The 16,219-nt window shown below is 54.2% G+C and carries 10 protein-coding genes; 2 read left to right on the top strand and 8 right to left on the bottom strand.

Annotated elements, in window-relative coordinates:
* Nucleotides 1–8: 8 nt before the first annotated feature.
* From baeS to ACSBQN_RS07750, 4 genes are read right to left on the bottom strand one after another with little or no spacing between them, the layout of a single operon-like run.
* Nucleotides 9–1,370 carry a two-component system sensor histidine kinase BaeS gene (baeS, locus tag ACSBQN_RS07765; protein ID WP_024473318.1) on the bottom strand — a complete coding sequence of 454 codons (1,362 nt, stop codon included), beginning with the start codon at nt 1,368–1,370 and terminating at the stop codon, nt 9–11.
* A complete protein-coding gene (gene mdtC / locus ACSBQN_RS07760; protein WP_024473317.1) occupies nt 1,367–4,459 on the bottom strand; it encodes a multidrug efflux RND transporter permease subunit MdtC in 3,093 nt (1,030 codons plus the stop codon). Before mdtC ends, baeS begins: the two co-directional genes overlap by 4 nt.
* On the bottom strand, nt 4,456–7,596 hold the full coding sequence (locus tag ACSBQN_RS07755) for an MdtB/MuxB family multidrug efflux RND transporter permease subunit (protein ID WP_024473316.1): 3,141 nt from the start codon (nt 7,594–7,596) through the stop codon (nt 4,456–4,458). Before ACSBQN_RS07755 ends, mdtC begins: the two co-directional genes overlap by 4 nt.
* Entirely contained in the window at nt 7,596–8,813 is a 1,218-nt protein-coding gene (locus tag ACSBQN_RS07750) for an MdtA/MuxA family multidrug efflux RND transporter periplasmic adaptor subunit (RefSeq protein ID WP_004239913.1), read from the bottom strand. Before ACSBQN_RS07750 ends, ACSBQN_RS07755 begins: the two co-directional genes overlap by 1 nt.
* A gap of 286 nt (nt 8,814–9,099) precedes the next feature.
* On the opposite strand from ACSBQN_RS07750, the gene ACSBQN_RS07745 reads away from it, so the two are divergent.
* Entirely contained in the window at nt 9,100–9,459 is a 360-nt protein-coding gene (locus tag ACSBQN_RS07745) for a hypothetical protein (protein ID WP_004235239.1), read from the top strand.
* Between the two features lie 49 nt (nt 9,460–9,508).
* Here the strand turns inward: ACSBQN_RS07745 and phoC are convergent, their stop codons facing one another.
* Nucleotides 9,509–10,258 (bottom strand): acid phosphatase PhoC, encoded by a 750-nt coding sequence (gene phoC, locus ACSBQN_RS07740; RefSeq protein ID WP_004235240.1) that lies wholly within the window; start codon nt 10,256–10,258, stop codon nt 9,509–9,511.
* Between the two features lie 401 nt (nt 10,259–10,659).
* Between phoC and ACSBQN_RS07735 the strand changes: the two genes are divergently transcribed.
* Nucleotides 10,660–11,082 carry a DoxX family protein gene (locus ACSBQN_RS07735; protein WP_004239916.1) on the top strand — a complete coding sequence of 141 codons (423 nt, stop codon included), beginning with the start codon at nt 10,660–10,662 and terminating at the stop codon, nt 11,080–11,082.
* Between the two features lie 62 nt (nt 11,083–11,144).
* Here the strand turns inward: ACSBQN_RS07735 and ACSBQN_RS07730 are convergent, their stop codons facing one another.
* The 3 genes from ACSBQN_RS07730 to ppx form a co-directional block, all read right to left on the bottom strand.
* A complete protein-coding gene (locus tag ACSBQN_RS07730; RefSeq protein WP_036405811.1) occupies nt 11,145–12,494 on the bottom strand; it encodes an MFS transporter in 1,350 nt (449 codons plus the stop codon).
* A 670-nt stretch (nt 12,495–13,164) separates the two neighbouring features.
* Nucleotides 13,165–14,628, bottom strand: coding sequence for a magnesium transporter (gene mgtE, locus ACSBQN_RS07725; RefSeq protein ID WP_004235243.1), 1,464 nt, complete (start codon nt 14,626–14,628; stop codon nt 13,165–13,167).
* A 56-nt stretch (nt 14,629–14,684) separates the two neighbouring features.
* A complete protein-coding gene (gene ppx, locus ACSBQN_RS07720) occupies nt 14,685–16,217 on the bottom strand; it encodes an exopolyphosphatase (RefSeq protein ID WP_004235245.1) in 1,533 nt (510 codons plus the stop codon).
* Nucleotides 16,218–16,219: the final 2 nt, after the last annotated feature.

Here is a 16,219-nt window from a genome sequence, read left to right as displayed (position 1 = left end):
AACTCCTGTCAGTCAGGGCGGGGCAGGATCAGAGTGATGGTCACGCCACCGAGCGGGGACGCGGATGCACTTATCTGCCCGTGATGCGCTTCCGCGATTTTATCACAAATCGCAAGGCCGAGCCCGGATCCGCCGCTGGCCCGGTTGCGGGAGGATTCGCTGCGGTAGAAACGCTCAAAAATCTGTGAAAATTGTTCTTCAGTCAGCCCCGGCGCACTGTCTGACCAGTCGATACGGATCTGTGTTTCATCCTGCTGTCCGCGTACCACAATCTGTCCGCCGCTATCGGTATAACGCAGGCTGTTTTCCAGCAGATTATGGAACAGCTGGCCAAGCCGCGCATCATCCCCGAAGATCATCAGGGGATCCGGCAGCTCCGTCGTGACAGTGAGACCTTTTTCCTGCAACCGGTGGCGGAACACGCCGATAGACCGGCTGATCACATCGGTCAGATTGCATAACTCTTTGCGGTAAGAGAGTGAGCCGCGATCGGATAATGACAACTGATGCAGGTCGCTGACCAGTTTTGTCAGCGTCTGCACTTCCGCCAGCAGGGATGCCAGAGTTTCCGGTGTCGGCTGGCGGATCCCGTCCTGAAGGGCTTCCAGTTCGCCCTGTAACACCGCCAGCGGAGTGCGCAGCTCGTGTGAGACATCAGCCATGTAGTCACGGCGCATCAGCTCATTTTTTTCCAGCGCGGAAGCGAGCTGGTTAAAATCATTGGCCAGCTGCGCGATTTCATCTTTACCGTGAACCGGCACGCGGCTGCTGAAATTACCCGCCGCCAGCTGATGTGTGCCTTCTGCCAGCCGTTTGACCGGACGCAGGAAGCCGCGCGTCAGCAGCCAGGTGACCACCAGAGTCACCAGCAGCACCAGCGCCGAGACTATCCAGCTGGTGCGTGCCTGCTGATGTGAAAAGCTCTGGTCGGCGGCACGGTTGATATTGTCATCCGCCGGCATTACCACCCAGCCGACGATATTATCATTGTATTTTACCGGTTTGCGGTAGAGCTCGCCGGGTGGTACCGGGCCGTGCCCGAACAGGCGGCGGTCATCCTCATCCAGCAGCCAGAAACGCATTTTCCAGCCGCGCTCCATATGTTCCATGTGGCGGTCGGTATCCAGTGCCCGCAGCGCCTGCATAAAACCGCGCTGATTATTGCGCAGAAAATACCAGCTGCCGTAATCGGCATATTGTTCAGCGACAACATCGGCGATCATCTCCGTCCGGTCTTCGGCGGAGCGCTGAAGATAGCCGAGAAAGCCCTGCTCAAAACTGAAACGGATAGCCAGATGCATGGTCAGCACCACCAGCATACAGGTGGCAAAAATGGCAAGAAACAGTTTGTGACCTATTCCGGTTTTCATGCATTTCCCTCCGTACTGATAACGGATTGCCCGGCGGATTCTCCGGTTTTTTTGCGGCGCAGCCGGTCAAAGAACAGGTAAATCACCGGCGTGGTATAGAGTGTCAGGATCTGGCTGACCAGCAACCCGCCGACTACGGTTATTCCGAGCGGCTGGCGCAGCTCCGCACCGTCTCCGCTGCCGAGTGCCAGCGGCAACGCACCGAACAGGGCGGCCAGCGTGGTCATCAGGATCGGACGGAAGCGCAGAAGGCAGGCCCGGAAAATCGCATCCCGCGCACTTTGCCCGCCGCGTTGGGCGGCAATGGCGAAGTCCACCATAATAATGGCGTTCTTCTTCACAATCCCGATCAGCAGCATAATCCCTATCAGGGCGATCAGACTGAACGGCGTATCAAAGAAGCGCAGCGCCAGCAGTGCGCCGACCCCCGCCGAGGGCAGGGTGGATAAGATAGTCAGCGGATGAATAAAGCTCTCATACAGCATGCCGAGCACCAGATACACCGTGATAATAGCGGCGATAATCAGCAGCACCTGAGACTGTAATGTTTCCTGGAACAGCTGTGCGGTCCCGGCAAAAGTTCCGCGCACCCCGGACGGCACTCCCAGTTCCACCATGGTGCGTTCGACCGCTGCCACCGCATCGGACAGGGAATAGCCTTCCGCCACGTTAAAGCCGATCGTCGAGGCTGCTGACAATCCCTGATGGTTAACACTCAGCGGTGCATTCGCCGGACGCCACTGTGCGAAATACGCCAGCGGAACCGGTTGTCCCTCTTTATTGATGACAAACATTTTATCCAGTGCACTGACATCCTGCGTATACTGCGGCGCGACCTCCATCACCACTTTATACTGGTTCAGCGGCTCATAAATGGTGGAGATCTGCCGCTGACCGAAGGCGTTATTCAGCAGATTATTGGCATCATTGACACTGATCCCGAGCTGCGCCATCACATCACGGTCATAAGTCAGCGCCATCTCCGCGCCTTTATCTTCTTTATCTGAGTTTACATCGGTCAGCTGCGGCAGTTCACCGAGTGCTTTGCGGATTTTCGGCTCCCATTCACGCAGCAGGGATAAATCATCCGCCAGCAGGGAGTACTGATAACTGGAGTTGGACTCACGGCCTCCCGCCCGCACATCCTGCACCGGGATCAGAAACAGATTGGCGCCCGGTTCATCCGCGAGGGTGACACGCAGCCGGTTAATGACATCCTGGGCGCTGTCTGTCCGCTCATCCAGCGGGTTGAGCGAGATAAACATAAATCCGCTGTTAACCCGTCCGCCGCCGGTAAAACCGGTGACACTGGCAACATCTTTATCACTGTGAATGCGCTGCATAAAGGTGCGCATTTTCTGCTCCATCGACTGGAACGAAATGCTCTGGTCAGCGCGGACAAAGCCCAGCAGCCGCCCGGTATCCTGATCCGGGAAAAAGGTTTTCGGCACAGAGATATAGAGCCAGACTGCGAGGGCAATGGTGCCGGTGAAAATCAGCAGCACCCAGCGGCTGTGTGCCAGCACCACGGTCAGGCTGCGCCCGTACCATTGCTGGATGCGGAACAGGATCCGGCCTGCGCCGCGTTTGCGCTCCCGTGCCGGTGCCGCGCGGTTTTTCAGCAGATGTGCACAAAGCATCGGAGTGAGTGTCAGCGAGATCACCAGTGAGATAGCAATGGCGGTGGTCAGGGTGATGGCAAATTCACGGAACAGCCGCCCGACAAGACCATCCATCAGCAGCAGCGGAATAAACACCGCCACCAGGGAGATACTCATGGAAAGCACGGTAAACCCGACTTCGCTGACCCCTTTGAGCGCGGCTTCTTTCGGTTTCAGGCCGTTTTCAATATGGCGGGCGATATTCTCCAGCACCACAATCGCATCATCCACCACAAAGCCGGTGGCGACGGTCAGGGCCATCAGTGACAGGTTATTGAGGCTGAACCCGCACAGATACATGGCACTGAAGGTGCCGATAAGAGAAACCGGCACGGCCAGCGCCGGGATAATAGTGGCGCGTCCGGAACGCAGAAACAGGAACACCACCAGGATCACCAGCCCCACCGCAATGGTCAGTGCGCGTTCCACTTCGGTCAGTGAGGCGCGGATGGTGGGGGTGCGATCCTGGGCAACCTGCAAATCCACACTGGCGGGAATGGTATCCTGCAATACCGGCAGTTGTTCGCGGATGCGGGCCACCGTGGCGATAATATTGGCACCGGCTTCGCGGCGGATCACCAGCAGAATCGCTGGCTTGCCGTTGCTCATCCCGGCGGCGCGGACGTTCTGCACCGAGTCTTTCACGGTGGCGACATCTGCCAGCCGTACCGCCGCGCCGTCATTGTAATGCACAATCAGCGGTCGATAATCATCCGCCGTTTTCAGTTCACTGTTACTGTCAATCTGCCAGCGGCGTTCATTGTCAGACACCGAGCCCTGCGGACGCAGCACGTTGGCATCGCTAATCGCTTTGCGCACACTGTCGAGGGAAACCCCCTGGTTAAACAGCTGTGACGGGTTAAGCTCCACCCGCACGGCTGGCAGCGAGCCGCCGCCGACCGAAACCTCACTCACGCCCTCAATCTGTGACAGGCGCTGTGCCAGCCGGGTGGAGGCGATATCATAGAGTTTGCCGGTATCGAGGGTGTCAGATGTCAGCGTCAGGATCATAATCGGCGCATCGGACGGATTTGATTTATAGTAACGCGGCCGCGACGGCATCCCGGACGGCAGCAGGTTTTGCGCGGCATTCAGTGCCGCCTGCACATCGCGGGCGGCACCGTTGATATCGCGGTTAAGCTCAAATTCCAGGGTGATACTGGTGCTGCCGAGGGAGCTGGAGGAGGTCATTTCCGATACTCCGGCTATCTGCCCGAGCGAGCGTTCCAGCGGCGTGGCGACAGACGATGCCATCGTTTCCGGCGAGGCACCCGGCAGTGATGCCGTGATATTAATCACCGGATAATCCACCTGCGGCAACGGTGCCACCGGCAGGAACAGGAAGCTGATCGCCCCGCACAGAGTGATGGCGAGGCTTATCAGCGTCGTGGCTACCGGACGGGCGATAAACAGGGCGAACAGCCTCATGATGAGGCTCCCGTGTTGTCACTTTCCGGGGTAAAGCGGGCGTTATCGCGCCAGTGAGACAGGCGGTCAAACAGCAGGTAAATCACCGGTGTGGTAAAGAGGGTCAGGATCTGGCTCATAATCAGCCCGCCGACCATACAGACCCCCAGTGGCTGGCGCAGCTCGGCACCGACCCCGGTACTGAGCATCAGCGGCACCGCACCAAACAGCGCGGCCATGGTGGTCATCAGGATCGGGCGGAAACGCAGAAGACACGCCTGATAAATCGCATCATACGGCGACAGCCCCTGTTCGCGCTCTGCCGCAAGGGCGAAGTCAATCATCATAATGGCGTTTTTCTTCACAATCCCGATCAGCAGAATAATACCGATAATCGCGATCACATCCAGCTCATTACCCGCCATAATCAGTGCCAGCAGGGCACCGACCCCGGCAGTGGGCAGGGTGGAGAGGATAGTAATCGGGTGAATAAAACTCTCATACAGAATGCCGAGCACAATATACATCGCCACGACAGCGGCAAGGATCAGCCACAGGGTGTTGGACAGGGCATTTTCAAAGGCGAGAGTGGCACCCTGGAATTGTGTGGTGATATCCTTCGGCAGGCCGATACGCTGCTCCGCTGATTTTACCGCATTAACAGCCGCTTCCAGTGAACCGCCTGCCGGGATATTAAAGGAGAAGGTAGCGGACGGGAACTGTGCCAGATGATTGATCGCCAGCGGCCCGAAGCGCTGCGAGACAGTGGCAAAGGCTGACAACGGCACAGAATTGCCGTCTTTATTGGTCAGACGGATACTGTTCAGTGCATCCGCCCCCGGTGTCAGCGACGTGTTATTTTCCAGCACCACGCGGTACTGACTGGCCTGGGTATAAATCGTGGAGATCAGCCGCTGACCGAACGCATTGTACAGCGCGTTATCAATGTTGGTCATGGTCAGCCCCAGCCGTGACGCGGTGTCGCGATCAATATCGATATAGGCCACCAGTCCCTTATTCTGCCAGTCATTGCCGGTGTCGGTCAGGGCATCACTGCTCTCTAATTCTGTCATCAGACGCGGCACCCACAGATCCAGCTCCTCCAGGGAATTGGCCTGTAAGGTAAACTGATACTGCGTGCGGGAGGTCTGGGTATCAATTGTCAGATCCTGAGACGGCTGGAGATACAGTTTCACGCCGGGCAGGGTATCGGCCTTTTCCTGTAACCGGGTGATGATAGCTTCCGCGCGGTCAGCCCGCTCAGACAGCGGTTTCAGGGTGATTTGCAGACGGCCGGTGTTCAGTGTGGCATTGCTGCCGTCGATACCGGCAAAGGCGGCAATATTAGCAACTGCCGGGTCATCTGCCAGCAGACGGCTGACCGCCTGCTGTTTCTCACTCATGGCCTGAAACGACACGGACTGCGGCGCTTCCAGGGTGCCCTGAATCAGTCCGTTATCCTGGATCGGGAAAAAGCCTTTCGGAATAAACAGATAGAGCATGACGGTGATCGCCATGGTACTGAACGCAACCCCGAGTGTCAGCCACTGATGGCGCAGCACCCATGTTAGCCAGCGGCCGTAACCGGCAATCACCCGCTCAAAAAAGCGTTCAGTGGCGCGGTTAAAGCGGTTATGGCGGTGAGCGGATTCCGGTTTCAGAAACCGGGCACACATCATCGGTGTCAGTGTCAGTGACACCACACCGGAAATCAGGATCGCCACCGCAAGGGTGATGGCAAACTCACGGAACAGGCGGCCGACAATATCCCCCATAAATAACAGAGGGATTAACACGGCAATCAGCGAGAAGGTCAGTGAGATAATGGTAAAGCCGATTTCACCGGCACCTTTCAGGGCAGCGGTCAGCGGCTTGTCGCCTTTTTCCAGATAGCGGGCGATGTTTTCCACCACCACAATTGCATCATCTACCACAAACCCGGTGGCGATAGTCAGTGCCATCAGTGTCAGGTTATTGACGGAAAAGCCGCAGAAATACATCACCGCGAACGTACCGACCAGCGAGAGCGGTACTGCCACTCCCGGTATCAGGGTCGCAGCCATATTGCGCAGGAACAGATACATCACCATGATCACCAGCGCGATCGCTAAAAACAGTTCAAACTGCACATCTTTGACTGAGGCGCGGATAGCATCTGTCCGGTCAGTCAGAACCGTTACGGTCACGGATTCCGGCAGGGTTTCCACCAGTTCCGGGATCAGAGCACGGATGGTATCGGTGGTGGAAATCACGTTCGCGCCGGGCTGGCGCTGCACATTGATGACAATGGCCTGTTTATCATTAACCCAGGCACCCAGTTGGGTGTTTTCCGGTCCTTCCTGTACGGTTGCCACATCCCGCAGGCGGATTGGGGCATTGTTTTTGTAGCTGACAATCAGGTTCTGATAATCTTCCGCTGATTTCATCTGGTCGTTAGCGGACAGCGTTACCGAACGCGCCGGGCCGTCAAGGCTCCCTTTGGCGGAGTTGACGTTGGCGTTGTTAATCGCGGTGCGGATAGTTTCGCTGTCCAGCCCGTAAGCGGCGACAGCATTGGCATTTAACTGCACCCGTACGGCAGGGCGCTGGCCGCCCGCGAGTGTCACCAGACCGACCCCTTCCACCTGGGAGATTTTCTGGGCGATGCGGTTTTCCACCATATCCTGCAACCGCGTCATCGGCATGGCATCAGATGTGACGGCAAGGGTCAGCACCGGCGGATCTGCCGGGTTCACCTTGCTGTAAATCGGCGGATAAGGCAGATCATTCGGCAGCAGATTGGTTGCTGCGTTGATGGATGCCTGCACTTCCTGCACCGCCACATCAAGCGGCAGGGAGAGCTGGAACATCAGGGTAATAACAGAGGCACCGCCCGAGCTTTGCGACGACATCTGTTTCAGTCCGGACATCTGCCCGAACTGGCGCTCCAGCGGCGCGGTCACGGCGGAGGTCATCACATCCGGACTGGCGCCGGGATAGAGTGTGACCACGCGGATAGTCGGGTAATCCACTTCCGGCAGCGACGAAACCGGCAGCATGCGGTAACCGACAATCCCCGCCAGCAGGATCGCCAGCATAAACAGGCTGGTGGCGACCGGACGCAGAATAAACAGGCGGGACGGGCCGCCGGCACGGGTTTCAGGGTTGTTTCCGGACATCAGGCCTTATCTCCGGCTGCGGCTTTTTTCTCACCGGACACCACTTCCACCTGCGCGCCGTCAGTCAGACGGTCGATTCCGTCAGTCACCAGGGTATCACCGGCGCTGACGCCGCTTTTGATCACCACGCGTTCCGGGGTCTGTAATTCCACATCCACAATCTGTTTGCGGACTTTATTCTCTGCTTCCAATAGCCAGACATAATTGCCTTCGGTTCCCATCTGCAGTGCGGCATTCGGGATCACTACCGCATTTTCCAGCTGACCGACCTGCAGCAGCACATTGACAAACTGGTTAGGGAACAGCAGGTCATCATCATTGGTAAACCGTGCTTTGGCTTTTACTGTGCCGGTGGCGGCATCTATCTGGTTATCCAGTGTCAGCAGTTTGCCCTGAGCCAGGCGGATGCTGTTATCTTTGCTCAGCGCGGTGACCGTGAGTTCCGGCATAGTGCGCTGCGCCATGCGGATCAGCGGAATATCATTTTCCGGAACGGTAAACAGCACATCGGCAGGGGCTGTCTGGTTGATCACCACCAGCGGCATGGCAGTTCCGGCGGTAATAAAGTTGCCGGTATCCACCTGACGCAGACCCATTTTTCCGCTGATAGGTGCGGTGATGCGGCTGTAGGTCAGTTGCAGTTTCGCGCTGTCGATAGCGGCCTGATCCACCTTAATACCGGCTTCCGCCGATTTGACAGTTGCCTGCTGGGTATCCAGCTCCTGTTGCGAAATGACATTGGTGGCCGCGAGTTTCTGATAGCGGCTCAGATCACGGCGGGCATTGGCGAGCGTGGCCTGATCTTTGGCGAGCTGTCCCTGAGCCTGGGCCAGTTGGATCTCAAACGGACGCGGGTCGATAGTGAACAGCAAATCACCGGCATTCACTTTCTGACCTTCCTCAAAATGGATTTGCATGAGCTGGCCTTCCACGCGGCTGGTCACCGTCACAGAATTTGCCGCCTGCACGGTACCGAGAGCTGACAAGGTACGGGGAATGGTCTCCGAAACGGCTTTGGCTACCTGCACCGGTGCCAGCGGCGGCCGGCCGGGACGGTTGCTGTTTTTGCCTGCGGAAGCCCCCGGTTTTCCGGCAGCAGGCGGGGTGGCCGGTGCCGCAGAGTTAAAGTAATGATAGGTGCCGTAACCGGCTGCGCCCAGAAGGAGAACGGCAATCGTAATGCCTGTGCGTTTCTTTCTCTTTTGTACATTATTCATTATGGGATTACTCATCATTCCTTTTTACCCGGTACTGCCGGGGTACGCGTAAGGGCACAAAACAGCCTGAAATATGATGGGGATAGTGTACCGGTAAATCTGAACGTAAAAATGGAAGAATTGTGAAAATAACGTTGATACAGGTAAATATACGTGGTTTCAGCGGAGTCTGCCTTTATGTCAGTGGCTTTATCATCCCTTAAGGAAATATTACCGGTACGGTTTACTCAGTTTATGATGTGCAGTAACATTACGCATTCTTAACAAACTGATAATACACACTATAATGATGAAAAACAGACTTATTCTTGTCTCTGCGCTGCTGTTGTCCGGTTGTTCTTCTGTCTGGGTGGAAGTTCCGGGCGGCTCTGAATACACACGGGCAGAGGCAAATGCCTTTTGTGAACCGGAATCACATAAGCTTTATCCGGTGAAAAATGAAGTTGCTCAGCGCAGTGTGATGCGGGATGTGGAGAAACGCTGCAAAAAAGACGATGACTGCGGTAACAGCAAAACCTACAAAGAGCAGACACCGGTAACGGAAAGTTATGTGATGGATGTGAATGAAGACAGCCGCAACCGCTATTTCTACAGCTGCATGAAAACAAAAGGCTGGGATCGGGAAGATCGCTGGATGTGGGAATAAACAGGGATTTCAGGGCAGATATTGCACTGCCCTGACCAGATATCACTGCTTATTTCTGTGATTTTTGTGCAAATTCCTGTTTGGCTTTCGCTAACTGCGCCTGAAATGCCGGATCGGAATGTAATGTCGCGACAGCGGCTGAACCGACAATCCGCGCGGCATCCACATCACTCTGCCAGTGATAGCCGCAAATCACCCGGCTCTGTCCGAGCTGATAACCCCGTTCCAGAATCGCATCCTGATTTGCCGGGTTCACTTCCGCCAGCACCAGTGCGGTTGCCCAGCCGATAGACGTATGACCTGACGGGTAAGATCCGTTGGTGGAGAGTTTTTTCTGATCTTTGGTATTACAGGTTTCTGTGCCGTAAAACGCAAACGGCCGGATGCGCATGTAATGTTCTTTGGCGGAGCGGGTGGCAAGATCACCGGCATCCTCAATCATATTGGTCAGCAGTTTATAGAGCTCCGGAGAGTCTTTTTCGGTTATCGGATAGCCGAAAGCCCCTGAAAATGCGGTTGCCACTCCCCCTGCGGCCAGGTCAGCATCTGCCTGTGCCTGTTTTCCGCGCTCGGTATTGCGCAGCATACGGCCTTTCTCATACATTGCCTGATCATTTAAAAACTGAATACTGCCGACTTCCGGCGGTGGCGGTAACAGTTTCAGGCTGTCGATAGCCTGTTCATTTTTCAGATAATATAAATCCGGCTTGGTGGTGGCATCGTTGCCTGCCGGGATCGCGGCCAGTGCGGAAAGGGAAAACAGTGAGAACAGACAACCGGCGATAATATTCTTCTTCATGACATCTCCTTATCAGATACAACAGTATTACTCAGAAACCTGTTTGCCAGTGTAGGGCGGAGAGATGCAAATTGATGTTAACTCTTTCAAAAAAGTGTGACGAAACAGACGGAAAACAGGTAAGTATTTTTGATGATGATTTTCAGATAATTTGACAGAAACAGCGCGGGTGTTGTTAACGAACGGATAAATAAGACCTGACCGATAGCATTGAAAAAGATAACACACAGATATTATAAGAAAATATAAAGGGTTGGGTTTTGTTTTTGCCAGCATATTCTTAACAATTAAAATGAATGAGATTTTTCGGTTTTTACCGTCAATGAATGTTGCCGCTACCGCTTTGCGTATCACTGCGTATACTCACAATGAGTAAGATTCTCATTCAACAGGGGTATATTATGACAGGTGTAATCAACAGGCTGTTATCACACGACGATGCCGGAAAACTATTACTGCGGCTGGCGGTCGGCGGGTTAATGTTGTTTCACGGTATCGGTAAATTACTCACCGGCGCGGCGGGGATAAAAGGGTTGCTGGCCTCTTTCGGGTTACCGGAGTTTATTGCTTACGGTACCTATTTCGGGGAAATTGTCGCGCCGGTCTTTATTATCCTCGGCATTCTGACTCGTCCGTCCGCCTTGCTGGTGTCCTTTACCATGATTGTTGCCTGGCTGATGATCGGTGTGAATAAGACCTTTATGCTGGATCCGACCGGGGCATGGGCGATTGAAAGCCTGATGTATTTCTTTATCAGCGGTATTGCACTGGCCTTTATCGGCCCGGGTAAATATTCGGTAATGAAAAACCCTGCCTGGCGCTGATTCAGAAGACGGAAAAGAAAAAGGGCGGATAATCATCCGCCCTTACTGTTTTATCTGTTTCGTTAAGACTGTTGTGCTGCGACAGTTTTCACATTCTGTGCTTTACGCGCTGTCCAGCCTTTGTGTGCCAGCGGTAAGAAACCGATGATAATCGCCAGTACGGACACGCCTGCCACATAATACGCCGGTGCCATTGCACTTTTCTGTAACCAGGCGCCGGTCAGCATCGGCGTTAAGCCGCCGAATACCGCGTAAGCCATGTTGTAGGCAAAGGATAAGCCGGAGAAACGGATTGCCGGCGGAAATGCCCGCGTACTGATGATTGGTGTGGTGGCAATCGCACCGACAAAAAAGCCCATCACCGCATAGTTAATCACCAGCGAAGCCGCCGCAATATCCGGTGACAGTGCACCGTAGAAGTGGAATGCGGTGATCGCTAATCCGCCCCAGGACAATGCCAGTGTCACACGGCTGCCGATTTTATCTTCCAGCCAGCCCCAGAAAATACAGCCGAGGGTTAAGGTCAGCGTGGCCACGCAGTTTGCCTGTAATGACAATGTGCGATCAATGCCGTACATCTTTTCCACCACAACGGACGGGGTCATCAGAATGATCACCACGATAGCGGTGGATAACGACCAGGTCAGCCCGGCGGTGACAAAACAGGCCATTTTATGGTTTTTCAGAACTGTTTTTACCGGCATCTCTTCGGACAATGTCCGTTTGGCCGCCATCTCTTTAAAGATCGGGGTTTCCTGCAAAAAGCGGCGCAGATACACCGAAATCAGGCCGAACACACCACCGAGGATAAACGGAATACGCCATGCCCATGCAGTCACTTCCGCCGCAGTATAAGAAGCCTGAACTGCGATAGCAACCAGAGAGCCGAGCAGAATACCGCCGGTGATCCCGGAGGTCAGCGTACCGACACCCAGCCCGTAGCGCTGTTCCGGTGTGTGCTCCGCGATAAATACCCATGCGCCGGGCATTTCACCGCCGATAGCCGCGCCCTGTAAAATCCGCATCAGCAGTAACAGGACAGGTGCTGCCACACCGATACTTTCATAGGTCGGCAGCATACCGATAACCAGTGTCGGCACCGCCATCAGGAAGATACTCAGGGTAAACATGCGCTTGCGGCCGATAATATCGCCGAAATGCGCCATAATGATCCCGCCGAGCGGACGTGCCAGGTAACCGGCGGCGAAAATTCCCAGCGTTTTCATCTGGGCGATAAACTCGTTATCACCCGGGAAAAACAGGTGGGTTAGTGTTCCGGTAAAAAAGACAAATATGACAAAATCATAGAATTCAAGCGTGCCGCCGAGGGAAGATAATCCCAGTGTTTTATAATCGTTTTTATTTAATGGCCTTGCCTGAGGCTGACTTAATGGCGATGTATCGGTTGTCATAATTATGTCCTTTTATTTACTCATTTATTCAATGACGGGGGTCGTGTCATTTTTTTTCTCATTTGTGTTTCCCAAAAGAGAGGTGGCGGCAACAGCATCCCGGTTATCACAGGGATAACCGGAAATAAAAAACGGGAATTGTCTGTTACCGGAGGGTATGCTTTGTTATAGCAAGAAGTTCCGTATATTGTAAACAGCATCGGCCAAAACAAGATGAACATTCTTGCTTTATGCCATAAGATGGATTATTGAACTAAATATGATTTGCGTCACGGATGATAACGTTAAGGAATCCGGAATGACAGCATATTATGAAAACCGGAACAGATAATTAGCGGAATAATTAAAGGTTCAGCCCTTATTATTATTTACCAGTAATACGGGTTTATAAAATACGATTAATAGCATTATATGAATAAGGCTTATCAATATACCCGTGAATTAACAGCGGTAAATAAATATAAATAAGTGTGAGCGGCATGAGGATTATTTCAGAGCAGCAGTACAGAAGTGATCATATTCACCGGATATTGTCAGTCCGGCATCATAATACTCTGTGGCGGGGTGATGACAAGAGGGCAGAAACGCAGCCGGAAGAGTCAAAAACGGCCACGGAGAGCAGAAGCAAAACTTCTCTTTCCGTGGCCGCAGAGGACTGTCTGAGCAAAAATCAGACCAGGAACAGGGTGGCGAGACCTAAAAAGATGAAAAATCCGCCGGTATCGGTGATGGCGGTGATCATCACACTGGAGCCGAGTGCCGGGTCGCGTCCGAGTTTCATCATCGTCAGCGGGATAAGCACACCCATGATGGCAGCCATCAGCAGGTTAAGTACCATAGCCAGCGTCATCACGGCGCCCATAGCGATATCGCCGTAGAGCAGATACGTAACGACCCCCATAATCCCGCCCCAGACTACGCCGTTGATAAAGGCAACGCCCAGCTCACGCAGCAGCAGGAAGGAAAAACTGCCTTTCTGGATCTGGTGAAGCGCCAGAGCGCGGACAATCATGGTGATGGTCTGGTTACCGGTATTACCGCCGATACCGGCAACAATCGGCATCAGGGTCGCGAGTGCAACCAGCTGGGAAATGGTATGCTCAAACACACCAATCACGCGGGAAGCCACAAACGCGGTACAGAGGTTAATCGCCAGCCACGCCCAGCGGTTTTTCACCGCCTGGCCGACCGGGGCAAACACATCCTCTTCAGGGCTTAAACCCCCCATACGGCGGATGTTTTCTTCACTCTCTTCATTCAGGTTATCAACGATATCCTCAACGGTGAGCCGCCCGAGCAGCCGCCCGTTATTATCCACAACCGCGGCGGAAATTAAGTCATAACGTTCGAACGCACCGGAAGCATCTTCGCCTTTTTCATCCGGCAGGAAGGTGACCGGCTCGGTTTTCATCACATCAGAGACCAGTTTGTCCGGCGACTGGGTGAGAATGGTAGTCAGCGGCAGTTCGCCCTGCAAAATATTATTGCTGTCGATAACAAAGATTTTATCGGTGGCTTCCGGGATATTGCTGCGGTAGCGCAGAAAACGCTGAACCGTTTTCAGCGGGACATTGCCGCGCACGGTGACAAACTCAAAGTCCATCATCTGCCCGATACTGTCCGCCGGGTACTGAAGAACGGTGCGGATGCGGTTACGCAGACTTGGTTCCAGATAGGTCAGCAGGCGGCGCATGGTATCGCGCGGCAGGTGCTCGGCGATATACGCCTGCTCATCCACATGCAGGGTGGCAACGGCGCGCAGCAGCTCTTTGTCTGACATATCTTTAATCAGACTGTCCCACACGGACACAGAGGCTTCCACCAGCACTTCCCCGCGCTGGTGGTTATCAATCAGATGCCAGAGCGCGAGACGCTCATCATAGGGCAGGGCTTCCAGCATATCCGCAAGGTCAGCGGCGTGGAGGTCAGTCAGCAGATTTTTGACTAACTTCGATTTTGAATGCAGTTCATCATCACTGAGCCTGGCATGCTCATCGGCGGTGCCCAGAATGGTTTCCACAAACTGTGAGTCGTTGAGGAACAGGGGCAAAACCTGCTGACGAATGTGAGCCAGCCGCTGGGAGTGCGGATTGACCGGTGATGAATTGTCAATGGAGAAACTGTGTTCAGACATGATTTTCCTTTACACATAAAACTTTTAAACAAATAAGACTGGCCGGGGATTCTCTGTCAGACGTCTTCTTCTTTTATACCGAGGTGCCAGCCGGGCACATCATCCCAGTAAGCCTGCTCTTTTTCCAGATCAAGCTGCATTAATGTGTTGATAGTCAGATAGCGGCGCGGAAAAAACAGTGTCCAGTGTCCTTCATTGGTTTCCAGACGCAGTGAGGAGCGTTTGGTGGTGGACTGGCGCTGATTATTCAGTAAGACCGCGAGGCGCAGGATCTGTATCAGGGGGATGACCTGTTTACGTTTAAACAGTGTGAATTTCGGGATGTCGTCACTTTTTACCGCTTTGCGGTGGTAACGCACCAGTGTGGCGAGCAGCAGTTGCTGTTCCTGGGTGAATCCCGGTAAATTGGTGTTCTGCAGAATATAGGCCGAATGACGGTGCAGGCCGGAGAGGTTGATGCTCAGCCCGACTTCGTGCAGCCAGACCGCCCAGACCAGAATGGCTTCCAGCTGAGGATCAACCAGGGACGGATTCTGCTCCGCCCACTGGCGGTACAGGTTTTTCATGGTGGTCAGGACACGCAGCACCTGGGCGTTATCCACATTATAGTGTTCCACCAGACTTTGTGCGGTGCGCTGGCGGATGTCCTGATGACGGAAACGGCCTTCCATCTCATACAGCACCCCTTCGCGCAGGGCGCCGGCAGACAGGCGCAGTTCAGTGATTTCCAGTGCGTCAAACAGACCACACAGAATTGCCAGACCCGGCACAAACACTTTTTTGCGATCGTCAGACAGGCCCGGTAAATTCAGGGCATCAAACCGTTTATAACGCAGCACCTGTTTGACCAGCATTTCCAGGCGTACAGGGGTGATAATGCCGTCCCGTTCCCCCAGTTCACGCAGGATTTCACAGGCTGCTTTGATGGTGCCGGATGCACCGAGGCATACATCCCAGCCCTGTACCCGGAAGGCAATTGCCAGGTTTTCCAGTTTGGAAACGGCCATCAGCCGGGCGCGGTTAAAGTTGGCTTCGGTGATTTTGCCGTCCGGAAAAAACTGACGGCTGAAACTGACACAGCCCATACGGCGGCTTTCGATTAAAATCGGCTCAAAACGTTCGCCGATCACCAGCTCTGTCGAACCGCCGCCGATATCGATCACCAGTTTGCGGCCTTTTTCCGGTTGCGTGTGTTCAACACCCATAAAAATCAGGCGTGCTTCTTCGTGACCGGAAATAATTTCAATCGGATAGGGGATAACGGACGCGGCGCGTTCGAGAAACTCGTGCGCATTGACCGCCTCACGCAGACTGTGAGTCCCGACAATCGTGACCTGTGCGGCGGGAAAACCCTGAAGGCGCTCGGCAAACAGCGCCAGGCAGGCCAGCCCGCGCTCCATGGCTTCTTCGCTCAGCTCATTCTGATCATTTAAGCCTTCAGCCAGATACACCCGCTGTTTCAGGCGGCTGAGAACCTGGAGTGCGCCGTTGACAATACGGGCAATCACCATATGAAAGCTGTTCGACCCGAGGTCGATGGCTGCAATTTCCAGCGGACGATCTTTTTCAGTGATCAGTGATAATGGCATGC

The sequence above is a fragment of the Morganella sp. B601 genome (assembly GCF_051172335.1).
GTDB classification, from domain to species: Bacteria; Pseudomonadota; Gammaproteobacteria; order Enterobacterales; family Enterobacteriaceae; genus Morganella; species Morganella morganii.
Note: the sequence above shows the minus strand (reverse complement) of the source record. Positions and strands in the feature narration are given on the sequence as shown.

Excerpts from the sequence above, each read along its gene's own strand:
- ACSBQN_RS07735 (WP_004239916.1), top strand. The coding sequence starts at position 10,660 with ATGACAGGTGTAATCAACAGGCTGTTATCACACGACGATGCCGGAAAA.
- ACSBQN_RS07745 (WP_004235239.1), top strand. The coding sequence starts at position 9,100 with ATGATGAAAAACAGACTTATTCTTGTCTCTGCGCTGCTGTTGTCCGGT.
- ACSBQN_RS07755 (WP_024473316.1), bottom strand. The coding sequence starts at position 7,596 with ATGTCCGGAAACAACCCTGAAACCCGTGCCGGCGGCCCGTCCCGCCTG.
- ppx (WP_004235245.1), bottom strand. The coding sequence starts at position 16,217 with ATGCCATTATCACTGATCACTGAAAAAGATCGTCCGCTGGAAATTGCA.
- ACSBQN_RS07730 (WP_036405811.1), bottom strand. The coding sequence starts at position 12,494 with ATGACAACCGATACATCGCCATTAAGTCAGCCTCAGGCAAGGCCATTA.
- baeS (WP_024473318.1), bottom strand. The coding sequence starts at position 1,370 with ATGAAAACCGGAATAGGTCACAAACTGTTTCTTGCCATTTTTGCCACC.
- ACSBQN_RS07750 (WP_004239913.1), bottom strand. The coding sequence starts at position 8,813 with ATGAATAATGTACAAAAGAGAAAGAAACGCACAGGCATTACGATTGCC.
- phoC (WP_004235240.1), bottom strand. The coding sequence starts at position 10,258 with ATGAAGAAGAATATTATCGCCGGTTGTCTGTTCTCACTGTTTTCCCTT.
- mdtC (WP_024473317.1), bottom strand. The coding sequence starts at position 4,459 with ATGAGGCTGTTCGCCCTGTTTATCGCCCGTCCGGTAGCCACGACGCTG.
- mgtE (WP_004235243.1), bottom strand. The coding sequence starts at position 14,628 with ATGTCTGAACACAGTTTCTCCATTGACAATTCATCACCGGTCAATCCG.